General features: G+C 63.1%; 13 protein-coding genes. 8 read left to right on the top strand and 5 right to left on the bottom strand.

Translation table 11 applies throughout. The features are described 5' to 3' along the window. The first annotated feature begins 141 nt into the window (after nt 1-141). From ccoG to hemN, 6 genes are all read left to right on the top strand, one after another. On the top strand, nt 142-1,557 hold the full coding sequence (ccoG, locus tag ACP7E3_RS17110; protein WP_057003825.1) for a cytochrome c oxidase accessory protein CcoG: 1,416 nt from the start codon (nt 142-144) through the stop codon (nt 1,555-1,557). Between the two features lie 15 nt (nt 1,558-1,572). Next, a complete protein-coding gene (locus tag ACP7E3_RS17105; RefSeq protein WP_017845255.1) occupies nt 1,573-2,112 on the top strand; it encodes a FixH family protein in 540 nt (179 codons plus the stop codon). A 115-nt stretch (nt 2,113-2,227) separates the two neighbouring features. After that, on the top strand, nt 2,228-4,678 hold the full coding sequence (locus ACP7E3_RS17100) for a heavy metal translocating P-type ATPase (protein ID WP_017845254.1): 2,451 nt from the start codon (nt 2,228-2,230) through the stop codon (nt 4,676-4,678). Between the two features lie 22 nt (nt 4,679-4,700). Further along, on the top strand, nt 4,701-4,919 hold the full coding sequence (gene ccoS, locus ACP7E3_RS17095; protein ID WP_046382456.1) for a cbb3-type cytochrome oxidase assembly protein CcoS: 219 nt from the start codon (nt 4,701-4,703) through the stop codon (nt 4,917-4,919). After that, nucleotides 4,912-5,595: a sulfite exporter TauE/SafE family protein gene (locus ACP7E3_RS17090; RefSeq protein WP_108524731.1), complete on the top strand. Its 684-nt coding sequence runs from the start codon at nt 4,912-4,914 to the stop codon at nt 5,593-5,595. Before ccoS ends, ACP7E3_RS17090 begins: the two co-directional genes overlap by 8 nt. 103 nt (nt 5,596-5,698) lie before the next feature. Next, nucleotides 5,699-7,081 carry an oxygen-independent coproporphyrinogen III oxidase gene (gene hemN / locus ACP7E3_RS17085; protein WP_426123792.1) on the top strand — a complete coding sequence of 461 codons (1,383 nt, stop codon included), beginning with the start codon at nt 5,699-5,701 and terminating at the stop codon, nt 7,079-7,081. Nucleotides 7,082-7,086: 5 nt separating this feature from the next. On the opposite strand, the gene ACP7E3_RS17080 is transcribed toward hemN, so the two are convergent. Then, nucleotides 7,087-7,584 carry a hypothetical protein gene (locus ACP7E3_RS17080; RefSeq protein WP_079444494.1) on the bottom strand — a complete coding sequence of 166 codons (498 nt, stop codon included), beginning with the start codon at nt 7,582-7,584 and terminating at the stop codon, nt 7,087-7,089. A 155-nt stretch (nt 7,585-7,739) separates the two neighbouring features. On the opposite strand from ACP7E3_RS17080, the gene fnr reads away from it, so the two are divergent. Continuing rightward, the gene (gene fnr, locus ACP7E3_RS17075; RefSeq protein ID WP_017845249.1) at nt 7,740-8,474 is read left to right on the top strand and encodes a fumarate/nitrate reduction transcriptional regulator Fnr; all 735 of its coding nucleotides are present in this window, start codon (nt 7,740-7,742) and stop codon (nt 8,472-8,474) included. An 81-nt stretch (nt 8,475-8,555) separates the two neighbouring features. Next, nucleotides 8,556-9,104, top strand: coding sequence for an adenine phosphoribosyltransferase (locus tag ACP7E3_RS17070; protein ID WP_017845248.1), 549 nt, complete (start codon nt 8,556-8,558; stop codon nt 9,102-9,104). 70 nt (nt 9,105-9,174) lie between these two features. Here ACP7E3_RS17070 and recR read toward each other — a convergent pair whose 3' ends face one another. The 4 genes from recR to dnaX form a co-directional block, all read right to left on the bottom strand. Beyond that, complete coding sequence (recR, locus tag ACP7E3_RS17065) at nt 9,175-9,777, bottom strand: recombination mediator RecR (protein WP_017845247.1); 603 nt, start codon at nt 9,775-9,777, stop codon at nt 9,175-9,177. Between the two features lie 66 nt (nt 9,778-9,843). Continuing rightward, entirely contained in the window at nt 9,844-10,878 is a 1,035-nt protein-coding gene (locus ACP7E3_RS17060) for an NADP-dependent oxidoreductase (protein ID WP_046489424.1), read from the bottom strand. 169 nt (nt 10,879-11,047) lie between these two features. Then, entirely contained in the window at nt 11,048-11,386 is a 339-nt protein-coding gene (locus ACP7E3_RS17055; RefSeq protein ID WP_017527493.1) for a YbaB/EbfC family nucleoid-associated protein, read from the bottom strand. 43 nt (nt 11,387-11,429) lie between these two features. Then, nucleotides 11,430-13,484 carry a DNA polymerase III subunit gamma/tau gene (gene dnaX / locus ACP7E3_RS17050; protein WP_169865472.1) on the bottom strand — a complete coding sequence of 685 codons (2,055 nt, stop codon included), beginning with the start codon at nt 13,482-13,484 and terminating at the stop codon, nt 11,430-11,432. Between the last annotated feature and the right edge of the window lie 106 nt (nt 13,485-13,590).

Below are 13,590 nucleotides of genomic sequence, written 5' to 3'. Positions count from 1 at the left end.
TTGATTTCCCCCAACGCGACCAAAGGTCGCACCCTTTGCGCGTCATCGGGGGCGTATCATTACGCCACTGCAAGACCCTTCATTTGACCCCGACCGGCACGTACTGGCCGAGGCAAATCTCCACCGCCGTGGGATGCAATGATGAGCAACCAAATACCGGTACAAGACGTTACTCCACCTGCCAAAAACTCCAACAACGGTGTCGACCTCTACGCGTCGCGAGAGAAAATCTACACCCGCGCCTTCACGGGCCTGTTCCGCAACCTGCGCATGCTTGGCGGCGCCGGTCTGTTCCTGCTCTACTTCGGCACGGTGTGGCTGAACTGGGGTGGTCACCAGGCCGTGTGGTGGGACCTGCCGGAACGTAAGTTCTTCATTTTCGGTGCGACCTTCTGGCCCCAGGACTTCATCCTCCTCTCGGGCATCCTGATCGTCGCGGCCTTTGGCCTGTTCTTCATCACGGTGTACGCCGGGCGCATCTGGTGCGGGTATACCTGCCCGCAAAGCGTGTGGACGTGGATCTTCATGTGGTGCGAAAAAGTCACCGAAGGCGACCGTAACCAGCGCATCAAGCTGGACAAGGCGCCGATGGGCGCCAACAAGTTCCTGCGCAAGTTCAGCAAACACACGCTGTGGCTGCTGATCGGTTTTGTCACCGGCATGACCTTCGTCGGTTATTTCTCGCCGATCCGCGAACTGGTGTTCGACTTCTTCACCGGCCAGGCCGATGGCTGGTCGTATTTCTGGGTCGGTTTCTTCACCCTCGCCACCTACGGCAACGCCGGCTGGCTGCGCGAGCAGGTGTGCATCTACATGTGCCCCTATGCGCGCTTCCAAAGCGTGATGTTCGACAAAGACACCCTGATCGTCTCCTACGACCCACGTCGTGGCGAAGTGCGTGGCCCGCGTAAAAAAGGCGCCGACTACAAGGCCCAGGGCCTCGGCGATTGCATCGATTGCACAATGTGCGTGCAAGTGTGCCCGACCGGCATCGACATCCGCGATGGCCTGCAGATCGAATGCATCGGCTGCGCCGCGTGTATCGACGCCTGCGACAACATCATGGACAAGATGGATTACCCGCGCGGCCTGATCAGCTACACCACCGAGCACAACCTGTCGGGGCAGAAAACCCACAAGCTGCGTCCGCGCCTGATCGGCTATGCGCTGGTATTGCTGGCGATGATGAGCCTGTTGGCCACGGCATTTTTCATGCGTCCGCTGGTGGGTTTCGACGTCAGCAAAGACCGTGTGCTGTACCGCGAAAACGCTGAAGGACGGATCGAGAACGTCTACAGCCTGAAAATCATGAACAAAGACCAGCGCGACCACACGTATGTGCTTGATGCTGCCGGGCTGCCGGACCTCAAGCTGCAAGGCCGCCGCGAAATCAAGGTGGCTGCCGGCGACATCGTCAGCATGCCGGTCGAACTGTCGAGTGCGCCGGAGCAATTGCCGTCGAGCACCAACGAGGTGAAATTCATCCTCAAGGATGCCGATGACGCCAGCGTCCACATTGAAGCCAAGAGCCGATTCATCGGCCCACAAGTTCGTTAACGAGAGAGCTGAACAATGCCCGTAGCCACTGCCGCAAGCCCCTGGTACAAGCACCTCTGGCCCTGGATCATCATTGGTATCCTGGCCTGCTCGGTGACCTTGACCTTGTCCATGGTGACCATTGCAGTGAACAACCCGGACAATCTGGTCAACGACAACTACTACGAGGCCGGCAAAGGCATCAACCGCTCCCTGGACCGCGAACGCCTGGCCCAGACCCTGCAACTGCGCGCCAAGGTGCATCTGGATGAGCTGACCGGTGAAGTCGAACTGCACCTCACCGGCTACAGCAACCCGAGCACCCTGGAACTGAACCTGATTTCGCCGACTCAGCCCGAGAAGGACCGCAAGATCAACCTGGCCCGCAGCGACAGCGAACCCGGTCGCTACATCGGCCAGGTCACCGACAAGGTCGAAGGTCGGCGCTTCGTCGAACTGCTCGGCGTGGAAGGCGACAGGACCTGGCGCTTGTTCGAAGAAGAACAGGTCAACCACGACAAGGACTTGCTGCTCGGGGATGAACCGCTGCAGGGTGCTGAAGATCTGAAGAAGTAAACAGGCTGCGCTTCACGCATCGCGGGCAAGCCCGCTCCCACATGGACACCGCGATCCACTGTGGGAGCGGGCTTGCCCGCGATGAGGCCCTACCCGCCACCAAAGATCTAACGCCATGACCACCCCAACCCCCTGCTACCACTGCGCCCTGCCCGTTCCACCCGGTAGCCGCTTCACCGCCGTGATCCTCGGCGAGCGCCGCGAACTCTGCTGCCCGGGCTGCCAGGCCGTGGCCGAAGCGATCGTGGCGGGCGGGTTGGAAAGCTATTACCAGCACCGCAGCGAAGCCTCGGCCAACCCCGAGGCACTGCCGGTGCAATTGGTCGACGAACTGGCGCTGTACGACCGCGCCGATGTGCAAAAACCCTTCGTGCGCCACGATGGCGAACTGGCCGAAGCCACGCTGTTGATGGAAGGCATCAGTTGCGCGGCCTGTGGCTGGCTGATCGAAAAACACCTGCGCAGCCTGCCCGCCGTGGCTGAGGCGCGCCTGAACCTGTCCAACCATCGCCTGCAGGTACGCTGGGCCGACGGGCAACTGCCGCTGAGCCAACTGCTCAGTGAGCTGCGCCATATCGGTTACGCCGCCCACCCCTATCAGGCAGATCGCGCCGCCGAGCAATTGGCCGGCGAAAACCGTCTGGCCTTGCGCCAACTCGGCGTTGCCGGGTTGCTGTGGTTCCAGGCGATGATGGCGACCATGGCCACCTGGCCGGAATTCAATATCGACCTGAGCGCCGAACTGCACGTCATCCTGCGCTGGGTCGCGATGTTTCTGACCACGCCCATCGTGTTCTACAGCTGTGCGCCGTTTTTCAAGGGCGCCATGCGCGACCTGCGCACCCGCCACCTGACCATGGACGTGTCGGTATCCCTGGCCATTGGCGGGGCTTACCTGGCCGGCATCTGGACCGCGATCACCGGCGTCGGTGAACTGTATTTCGATGCGGTGGGCATGTTCGCGCTGTTCCTGCTGGCCGGCCGCTACCTGGAGCGGCGGGCCCGCGAACGCACGGCGGCCGCTACCGCGCAGTTGGTCAACCTGCTGCCTGCCTCATGCCTGCGTTTGAACGCTGAAGGCCAGAGCGAACGCATCCTGCTCCCCGAGCTGGCCCTGGGCGACCGCGTGCTGGTTCATCCCGGTGCCGTGCTGCCGGCGGACGGGGTGATTCTCGACGGCCAGTCGAGCATCGACGAATCCCTGCTCACCGGCGAATACCTGCCGCAACCGCGTCAAGTCGGCGATGCGGTAACGGCCGGCACCCTCAACGTCGAGGGCGCGCTGACCGTCGAAGTGCGCGCCCTGGGCCACGACACGCGCCTGTCCGCCATCGTGCGCCTGCTGGAGCGGGCCCAGGCCGAGAAACCGCACCTGGCGCAAATCGCCGATCGCGCCGCACAGTGGTTCCTGCTCGGCTCGCTGGTCGCCGCCGTGCTGATCGGCCTGTTGTGGTGGCAGTTGGACGCGTCGCGGGCGTTCTGGATCGTCCTGGCAATGCTGGTGGCGACCTGCCCGTGCGCGCTGTCGCTGGCCACGCCGACCGCCCTGACCGCCGCCACCGGCACCCTGCACAAACTCGGCCTGCTGCTGACCCGCGGCCATGTGCTGGAAGGCCTGAACCAGATCGACACGGTGATTTTCGACAAGACCGGCACCCTCACCGAAGGGCGCCTGGCGCTGCGTGCGATCCGCCCCCTGGGAGCGTTGAACAGCGACCAGTGCCTGGGCCTCGCCGCCGCCCTGGAAAATCGCTCAGAACACCCGATCGCCCGTGCCTTCGGGCGCGCGCCCCTGGCCGCCGACGAAGTGCTCAGTTCCCCCGGCCTCGGCCTGGAAGGCTGGGTGGGCGAACGTCAACTGCGCATCGGCCAACCGGGCTATGTGTGTGAACTCAGCGGCTGCCCGATCCCCGCCGCGCCGGATGAAGCCGGGCAATGGCTGCTGTTGGGCGACCGCGACGGCGCCCTCGCCTGGTTCGTCCTGGATGACCGCCTGCGCAGCGACGCCCCGGCCCTGCTGGCGGCCTGCAAGGCACGCGGTTGGCGCACGCTGCTGCTGTCGGGCGACAGTTCGCCGATGGTCGCCAGCGTCGCCGCTGAACTGGGCATCGACGAAGCCCACGGCGGTCTGCGCCCCGATGACAAGCTGCAAGTGCTGCAACAACTGCACAAGGAAGGGCGCAAAGTGCTGATGCTCGGCGATGGGGTGAACGATGTGCCGGTGCTGGCCGCCGCCGATATCAGCGTGGCCATGGGCTCGGCCACCGACCTGGCAAAAACCAGCGCCGACGCGGTGCTGCTGTCCAACCGCCTCGACGCCCTGGTGCAAGCGTTTACCTTGGCGCGGCGCACCCGTCGGGTGATCATGGAGAATCTGCTGTGGGCCGGGCTGTACAATGGCCTTATGCTGCCGTTTGCCGCGCTCGGCTGGATCACGCCGATCTGGGCCGCGGTCGGCATGTCCCTCAGTTCGTTGACCGTGGTGCTCAACGCCCTGCGCCTGACTCGCCTGCCGAGCGCGCCGACCGCCAGCACCCCCTCAGTAACCCGCCCGTTGCCGGCTTGAGCCGCGCGGGCATGGAGTGCAGATGCCAGCTTTATACGTGATGATTCCGGCGGCGCTGCTGATTGTGGCCATCGCCATCTACATCTTCTTCTGGGCGGTGGACAGCGGCCAGTACGACGACCTCGACGGCCCGGCCCACAGCGTGCTGTTCGACGATCAGGACCCAAACCACCTGGCCGCCGTCGACGAGGCCAACAGCCCCGAGCCCCCGACCGACCCGAAAGATCCGCCCCATGCTTGATCTGGCGCCGCTGCTGGTCTCCGCGCTGATCCTTGGCCTGCTGGGGGGCGGCCATTGCCTGGGCATGTGCGGCGGCCTGATGGGTGCGCTGACCCTGGCGATCCCCAAGGAGCAACGCAGCCGCAGGTTCCGCCTGCTGCTCGCGTACAACCTGGGGCGCATCCTCAGCTACGCCACCGCCGGCCTGCTGATCGGCCTGGCCGGCTGGGCCGTGGCCAACAGCCCGGCGGCGATGTTCATGCGCGGGCTGGCCGGCCTGCTGCTGATCAGCATGGGCCTGTACCTGGCCGGCTGGTGGAGCGGCCTCACCCGCATCGAAAGCCTCGGTCGCGGCCTGTGGCGGCACATCCAGCCGGTTGCCAACCGTTTGCTGCCGGTGTCCAGCCTGCCCCGCGCCCTGCTGTTGGGCGCGCTGTGGGGCTGGTTGCCGTGCGGGTTGGTCTACAGCACCCTGCTGTGGGCCGCCAGCCAAGGCAATGCGCTGGACAGTGCGGTGCTGATGCTGGCGTTCGGCCTGGGTACCTGGCCAGTGCTGCTGGCGACCGGGCTGGCCGCCGAACGCGTCACGGCATTATTGCGCAAACGCAGTGTGCGTACCGCCGGCGGCGTGCTGGTGATTCTGTTCGGTATCTGGACCTTGCCCGGCCCCCATCAGCACTGGCTAATGGGCCACTAAAAGGCCATGTGGCATAGCGCCGCTCCCCGTTGACGCAAATCAAGATGCCATATCCGCCACGCCCCTAGACTCGGCCGACTAGTCTATCCGGGGGAACGCCCGCATGCTCGACGCCATTCGTTGGGACAGCAACCTGATTCATCGCTACGATTTGGCGGGGCCACGCTACACGTCCTACCCCACCGCAGTGCAATTCGACAGCCAGGTCGGCTCCTTCGACCTGCTCCACGCCCTGCGCGACAGCCGCAAGGCTGCACGCCCGTTGTCGCTGTATGTGCACGTGCCGTTCTGCGCCAACATCTGCTACTACTGCGCCTGCAACAAAGTCATCACCAAGGACCGCGGCCGCGCCCAGCCCTACCTGCAGCGCCTGGAACAAGAGATCCAACTGATCGCCTGCCACCTCGATCCGAAACAGACCGTGGAGCAGCTGCATTTCGGCGGTGGCACCCCGACTTTTCTCAGCCATGACGAACTGCGCCAGGTGATGGCCTGCCTGCGCAAGCATTTCAACCTGCTCGATGACGATTCCGGCGACTACAGCATCGAGATCGACCCGCGCGAAGCCGACTGGGCAACCATGGGCCTGCTGCGCGAGCTGGGCTTCAACCGCGTCAGTATCGGTCTGCAAGACCTCGACCCGGAAGTGCAACGGGCGGTCAATCGCCTGCAAAGCCTGGAAGAAACCCGCGCCGTGATCGATGCCGCGCGCACCTTGCAGTACCGCTCGATCAATATCGACCTGATCTACGGCCTGCCCAAACAAACCCCGATCAACTTCGCGCGCACCGTGGAAGAAGTGATCAAGTTGCAACCGGATCGCCTGTCGGTGTTCAACTACGCGCACTTGCCGGAACGCTTCATGCCTCAGCGGCGGATCAACGCCGATGACCTGCCGTCCCCGGCGGCAAAACTGCAGATGCTGCAAACCACCATCGAACAGTTGACCGACGCCGGCTACCGCTACATCGGCATGGACCACTTCGCGCTACCGGACGACGAATTGGCCATTGCCCAGGAAGAAGGCACCCTGCAACGCAACTTCCAGGGCTACACCACCCACGGCCATTGCGACCTGATCGGGCTCGGGGTGTCGGCCATCAGCCAGATCGGCGATCTGTATTGCCAGAACACCAGCGACCTCAATAGCTACCAGAACGCCATGGCCGACGCGCAACTGGCGACCAACCGCGGCCTGGTCTGCACCACGGACGATCGGTTGCGGCGGGAAGTGATTCAGCAATTGATCTGTAATTTCAGCCTGACATTCGAGCAGATCGAACAGGCGTTCAATATCGATTTTCGCGGCTACTTCGACGAGATCTGGCCGCAACTCGAAACGATGGCCGACGACGGCCTGATCGAACTGGACGCACAAGGCATTCGCGTTCTACCGGCCGGGCGGCTGCTGGTGCGCTCGGTGTGCATGGTGTTCGATGCCTACCTGGAACATCAGAACCGGCAGCGCTTTTCGCGGGTGATCTGAAGGTTCTATGCCATCGCCAGGGAGGCCGCCTTCATGGCGTCTTCGCCGCTCAGGCCTTTCATGGCTTTGGCCAGCGAGGCTTGCGCGGTCACCAGGCTCGCCTGCAGTGCGCTGAGTGAGGCTTGCAGGTTGCTGGCCTTGACCCGCGCCTGGTCAGGCGTCAGGCTCGTGTCCGCCATCACTGCGGCCAGCTCGGCCTGTTTCTTGGCGATCTGCTCCTTGATCTGACGGATCATTTTCAGCGTCTGCTGAATGTTATCCGGCAGGCCACTCTCTTCGATATCGCTGTTGGCTTTCTTCGCGGTACCCGCCGCCTTCAACGCCGCTCCGGAAATAGTCACGGTCACGCCCTCGACCGCCTTGGCCGGACGCAGCGGCGCCGACGTGGCGTCCTCAAGTGCTTTGGCGGCCTTGGCTTCTTTAGCCTCCGCCACCAGGTCCTTGGGCTCGCGAACCGCCGGAACCGGCAGCTTGGCAGCAGAGTTTTCACCGATGGAAAGCATGATGTGAGCCTCCAGGCTCTAAGGGACACTGACTTGTATCGGCATCGATACAATAATCTTTATCCCGGCATCGGTTTTTCGTCCATGCTGGCCTCTTCTACCCACAGTGCGTTACCCTTATGTCTTATGTGTGTTTTCCCACAAGGATTTAAGAAATGTCCGAGCCCGTTAAGCTGCGCGCTAACAGCCAGGCCCATTGCAAGGATTGCAGCCTGGCCCCCCTCTGCTTACCACTTTCATTGAATCTGGAAGACATGGATGCGCTGGACGAAATCGTTAAACGTGGACGCCCACTGAAAAAAGGCGAGTTTCTATATCGCCAGGGCGACAAGTTCGATTCTGTCTATGCAGTACGTTCGGGTGCATTGAAGACCTTCAGCCTGAGCGACAGTGGCGAAGAGCAGATCACCGGCTTCCACCTGCCGAGCGAGCTGGTCGGGTTGTCGGGGATGGACACCGAGATTCATCCGGTGTCGGCTCAGGCACTGGAGACCACATCGGTGTGCGAAATTCCTTTCGAACGCCTGGACGAACTGGCCCTGCAACTGCCGCAGCTGCGCCGCCAACTGATGCGTGTCATGAGCCGCGAGATCCGGGACGACCAGCAAATGATGCTGCTGTTGTCGAAGAAAACCGCCGACGAGCGCATCGCCACCTTCCTGGTCAACCTGTCGGCGCGGTTCCGTGCCCGTGGTTTCTCGGCCAACCAGTTCCGCCTGAGCATGTCGCGCAATGAAATCGGCAATTACCTGGGCCTGGCGGTGGAAACCGTGTCCCGGGTATTTACCCGTTTCCAGCAGAACGAACTGCTTGCCGCCGAAGGCAAGGAAGTACACATCCTCGACCCGATCCAGCTGTGTGCGTTGGCCGGCGGCTCCCTGGAGGGCTGATCCAGACACTTGCGGCCGCGCCAATCGGCCAGGCCGCAAGGTATACTTCGAGTCCGTTTTCCGCCCCTGGACTCTGCGACGATGACCTTCGATTCGTTCGACATCAAATCCCTGATCCGCCCTGTCATCGACTTCCCCAAGCCTGGGGTGATCTTTCGTGACATCACGCCGCTGTTCCAGTCGCCCAAGGCCCTGCGCCTGGTGGCCGACACCTTCGTCCACCGCTACGTCGAAGCCGATTTCAGCCATATCGGTGCGATGGATGCCCGGGGTTTCCTGATCGGCTCGATCATCGCCTACCAATTGAACAAACCGCTGATCCTGTTCCGCAAACAGGGCAAGCTGCCGGCCGACGTGTTGGCCGAGGGTTACCAGACCGAATACGGCGAAGCCTTCCTCGAAGTGCATGCCGACAGCCTGTGTGAAGGCGACTCGGTGCTGATCTTCGATGACCTGATCGCCACCGGCGGCACGCTGATCGCCGCAGCAAACCTGGTGCGGCGCATGGGCGCGAAGGTGTTCGAAGCGGCGGCGATTATCGACCTGCCGGAACTGGGTGGCACGCAACGCCTGGAAGATATGGAGATTCCGACGTTTTGCCTGACGCAATTTGCGCTGAGCGAGCGTTGAGGATTATCACCGACACCACACAACCCATGTGGGAGCAAGCCCCCTCCCACACCTTGACCTGCCGCGTGGCTTAAAGCGCGATGGGTTTGCGACCGGCAAACGAATGCGCCAGGGTGCCGCCGTCCACCAACTCCAGTTCGCCACCCAGCGGCACACCGTGGGCGATACGCGACGTGACCAGGCCTTTGTTGCTCAGCAGTTGGGCGATGTAATGCGCGGTCGCTTCACCCTCCACGGTCGGGTTGGTGGCCAGGATCACTTCAGTAAACGTGCCCTGCGCTTCGATCCGCGCCACCAATTGCGGAATGCCGATGGCTTCCGGGCCCAGGCCGTCCAACGGCGACAGATGGCCTTTGAGCACGAAATAGCGCCCGCGATAACCGGTCTGTTCCACCGCGTACACGTCCATCGGCCCTTCCACCACGCATAACAGCGTGTCATCGCGACGCGGGTCGGCGCATTGCGGGCAGAGTTCTTCCTCGGTGAGGGTGCGGCACTGGCGACAGTGACCAACGCCCTCCATGGCCTGGCTCAAGGCCTGGGCCAACCGGGTGCCGCCGCTGCGATCACGCTCCAGCAGTTGCAGCGCCATGCGCTGGGCGGTTTTCTGGCCGACACCGGGCAAAGTGCGCAGGGCGTCGATCAGTTGGCGAATCAGGGGGCTGAAGCTCATGGGCGAAGGGTCCGACAAAACAACGAGACGCGGTTTATACCCGCGCCCCGGATTAGCGTCAAATGCTCAATCCTGCGCGACGCGCACCACCAACTTGCCGAAGTTGCGTCCTTCGAGCAAACCGATAAAGGCTTGAGGTGCATGTTCCAGGCCGTCGACCATGTCTTCGCGGAACTTGATCTTGCCGTCGCGTACCCACGGCGCCATGGCGCTGAGGAATTCCGGCTGGCGATCGCCGTAGTCATCGAACACGATAAAGCCCTGGATACGCACGCGCTTGGTCAGCAAGGTGCGTTGCAGCGCCGGCAGTCGATCAGGGCCGCTGGGCGCTTCATGGGCGTTATAGCCGGCGATCAGCCCGCATAGCGGGATCCGCGCCTTGGGGTTGAGCAGCGGCAGCACGGCATCGAACACCTTGCCGCCGACGTTTTCAAAGTAGATATCCACGCCCTTGAAACAGGCGAGGGCCAATTCATTGGCGAAGTTCTCGCTTTTGTGATCGATGCAGGCATCAAAGCCCAGCTCATCCACCACGTAACGGCACTTGTCGGCCCCGCCCGCGACACCCACCACGCGCAGGCCCTTGAGCTTGGCCACCTGGCCCACCACCGAGCCCACCGCACCGGACGCGGCCGCCACCACCAGGGTTTCGCCGGCCTTGGGCTGGCCGATGTCCATCAGGCCCATGTAGGCGGTCATGCCCGGCATGCCCAGCACGCCCAACGCCATCGACGGGCTGGCCAGACCGTTGGGCACCGGCATCAGGTTGCGACCGTCGCTAATGCTGTGGCTTTGCCAGCCGGTGGAGCCGACCACCAGGTCGCCCGCTTCGAATTTCGGGTTGCGCGACTGCTCGATACGGCTGACAGCGCCACCCGTCATCACTTCGTCGATTTCCACCGGAGCGGCGTAGGACGGTGCATCACTCATGCGCCCGCGCATGTAGGGGTCGAGGGACAGGTACAGCGTCTTCAACAGAACTTGGCCGTCTGCCAGTTCCGGCAGGGTCACACGTTCGAGGCGGAAGTTTTCCGCAGTTGGCGCGCCGTGAGGGCGCGAGACCAGGACAATGCGCTGGTTAAGCATCGGTTCTTGAGGCATCGGGGGGCTCCGTTATCGAGGGTCGAATTCAATGGCATCAAGTGCAGACACTGGCCAAGGCACCGAGGTTCGACAAAGTTACCCTTGCGTAGCCGCTACGCAGGGGAAAACAGCCAAAAAAAATGCCAGGCGCGATGCCTGGCATTCCAGTCTAGCTAAGGCTGGCCGATCAGAACGGCAGTTTCATGCCCGGTGGCAGTTGCATGCCAGCGGTCACGCCGGACATTTTGTCCTGGCTGTTGGCTTCGATCTTGCGCACAGCGTCATTGACGGCCGCAGCGAACAGATCTTCCAGCACTTCACGGTCGTCATCGCTGACGCCTTCGAGCAGGCTCGGGTCGATGCTCACGCGCTTGATGTCGTGACGACCGGTCATCACCACGCTGACCATATCGCCACCGGCTTTACCGGTGACTTCGGCGTTGGCCAGCTCTTCCTGCATCTTGGCCATCTTTTCCTGCATCTGCTGTGCCTGCTTCATCAGGCCGGCCATGCCACCTTTCATCATGGGAATCACCTCAAAAGTACGTGGATCAATAAGTAGCCCGGTGTCATGACGCCTGGGGCACCGGGGCTTCGACAGGTTCAATAGTATCGTGACGGACGACCGCGCCGAACTGTTGCATCAATTGTTGGATGAGCGGGTCACCGTGGATCGACTCCTCGGCCTCGCGCTGGCGATTGAGGCGTCGGCGGGTCGCGGCCTGGGCCGGGGTTTCCTGCTCGGGCTTGATCAACTCGATGGTGATGCTCAGCGTGCGCTCATGATACTGGTTGAGGGCATCGTTGAGCCGGCGCTGCTGGGTCGCGTTGAACAGGGCGCTGTGGGCCGGGTCCAGGTGCAGCAACCAGTGGTCGCCCTCGATGGCGATCAGGGTGCAGTTGGCGGCGATGCTGCCGGTCATGCCGGAAATCGGCAGTTTCGGGAACAGCTCCAGCCATTGCAGGGCCAGGCCGGTGGCCGGCGCGGCAGCGGGTTCCGCTTCGGGCTCGGGGGCCGGCTCGGCGGTGTGTTCGCTGGCCAGTTCGTCGAGGTAGCTGTAGGCCGAATCGATGTCCGGCTCGATGTAGTCTTCGTCCAGCGGCGGTTCGTCGTCCAGGTCGATGCCGGGCGTTGCGGCGTCCACCTGGGCGACGGTCGGCTCGGGGACGGGCGCACTGACCCATTCCGGCGCATCCGGTACCACGCTGTCCGGCATTGGCGTAGGCATCGGCGTCAGCTCGGGCTGCTCGCCGGCGGTTTCCAGCACGGGCTCCACGGCGGGCTGCAGCTCAACCTCGGGTTCAGCCTCTGCCGGGGCATTCCAGGGCAGGTCGACCACCGGGGCCGGTTCGGGCTCGACGACCAGCACCGGCGCGATCACCGGCGCGACAACCACCGGCTCAGGCACCGGCGCAACCGGCGCAGGCGCAGCAACCGCTGGCGCGACCACCGCCGCGCCAGCCACTGATTTGGCGGAATCAACTGTGGCCTGGCTGATCCCCACTGGCTTTAGCGGCTGTCTCGGCGCGTCCGTCGCGTCGGCGGGGCGGAAGGCCAGCATGCGCAGCAGGACCATTTCGAAGCCGCCACGCGGGTCTGGTGCGAGGGGCAAGTCGCGGCGACCGATCAGGCCCATCTGGTAGTAGAACTGCACGTCTTCGGCTGGCAACGCCTGGGCGAGGGCCAACACGCGGTCGCGGTCGCCGTGGCCGTTGTCGACGCCTTCGGGCAGGGCCTGGGCGATGGCGACGCGGTGCAGCACGTTGAGGATTTCCGAGAGCACACCGTTCCAGTCCGGGCCCTGTTCCGACAAGTGGCGCACGGCTTCGAGCAACGCCTTGGCGTCGCCTTCGATCAGCGCGTGCAGCACATCGAACACCTGGCCGTGGTCGAGGGTGCCGAGCATGGCACGCACATCGGCGGCCATGACCTTGCCTTCACCAAAGGCAATGGCCTGGTCGGTTAGGCTCATGGCGTCACGCATCGAACCATCGGCGGCACGGCCGAGCAGCCACAGCGCGTCGTCTTCGAACGGTACGTTTTCGACACCCAGCACGTGGGTCAAGTGCTCGACCACGCGCTCCGGGGTCATGTTTTTCAGGGAGAACTGCAAGCACCGCGACAAAATCGTCGCAGGGAGTTTCTGCGGGTCGGTGGTCGCCAGGATGAATTTGACGTAGGGCGGCGGCTCTTCCAGGGTTTTCAACAATGCGTTGAACGAATGACTGGAAAGCATGTGGACTTCGTCGATCAGGTAGACCTTGAAGCGGCCACGGCTCGGCGCGTACTGCACGTTATCGAGCAGCTCGCGGGTGTCTTCGACCTTGGTGCGGCTCGCGGCGTCGATCTCGATCAGGTCGACGAAACGCCCTTCGTCGATCTCGCGGCATACCGAGCAGGTGCCGCAGGGCGTCGAGGTGATGCCCGTCTCACAGTTCAGGCACTTGGCAATGATTCGGGCAATGGTAGTCTTGCCGACACCGCGAGTACCGGTAAACAGGTAGGCGTGGTGCAGCCGTTGGCTGTCCAAGGCATTGATCAGAGCCTTGAGCACATGGGTCTGGCCGACCATTTCGCGGAACGAGCGCGGGCGCCATTTACGTGCAAGAACCTGATAACTCATCGAAAACCGTCGCAACTGAGAAGCGGAAGCCGGTAATGCTAGCGGAGCAAGGGGGAAATTGCATCCGGCACGCTTGCCTTATCTGCCTAAGATTGCCTGAGCGGCC

Source organism: Pseudomonas sp. PSPC2-3, from assembly GCF_049898265.1.
Lineage (GTDB): Bacteria > Pseudomonadota > Gammaproteobacteria > Pseudomonadales > Pseudomonadaceae > Aquipseudomonas > Aquipseudomonas veronii.
This window is presented reverse-complemented; position numbering and strand designations above follow the sequence as displayed.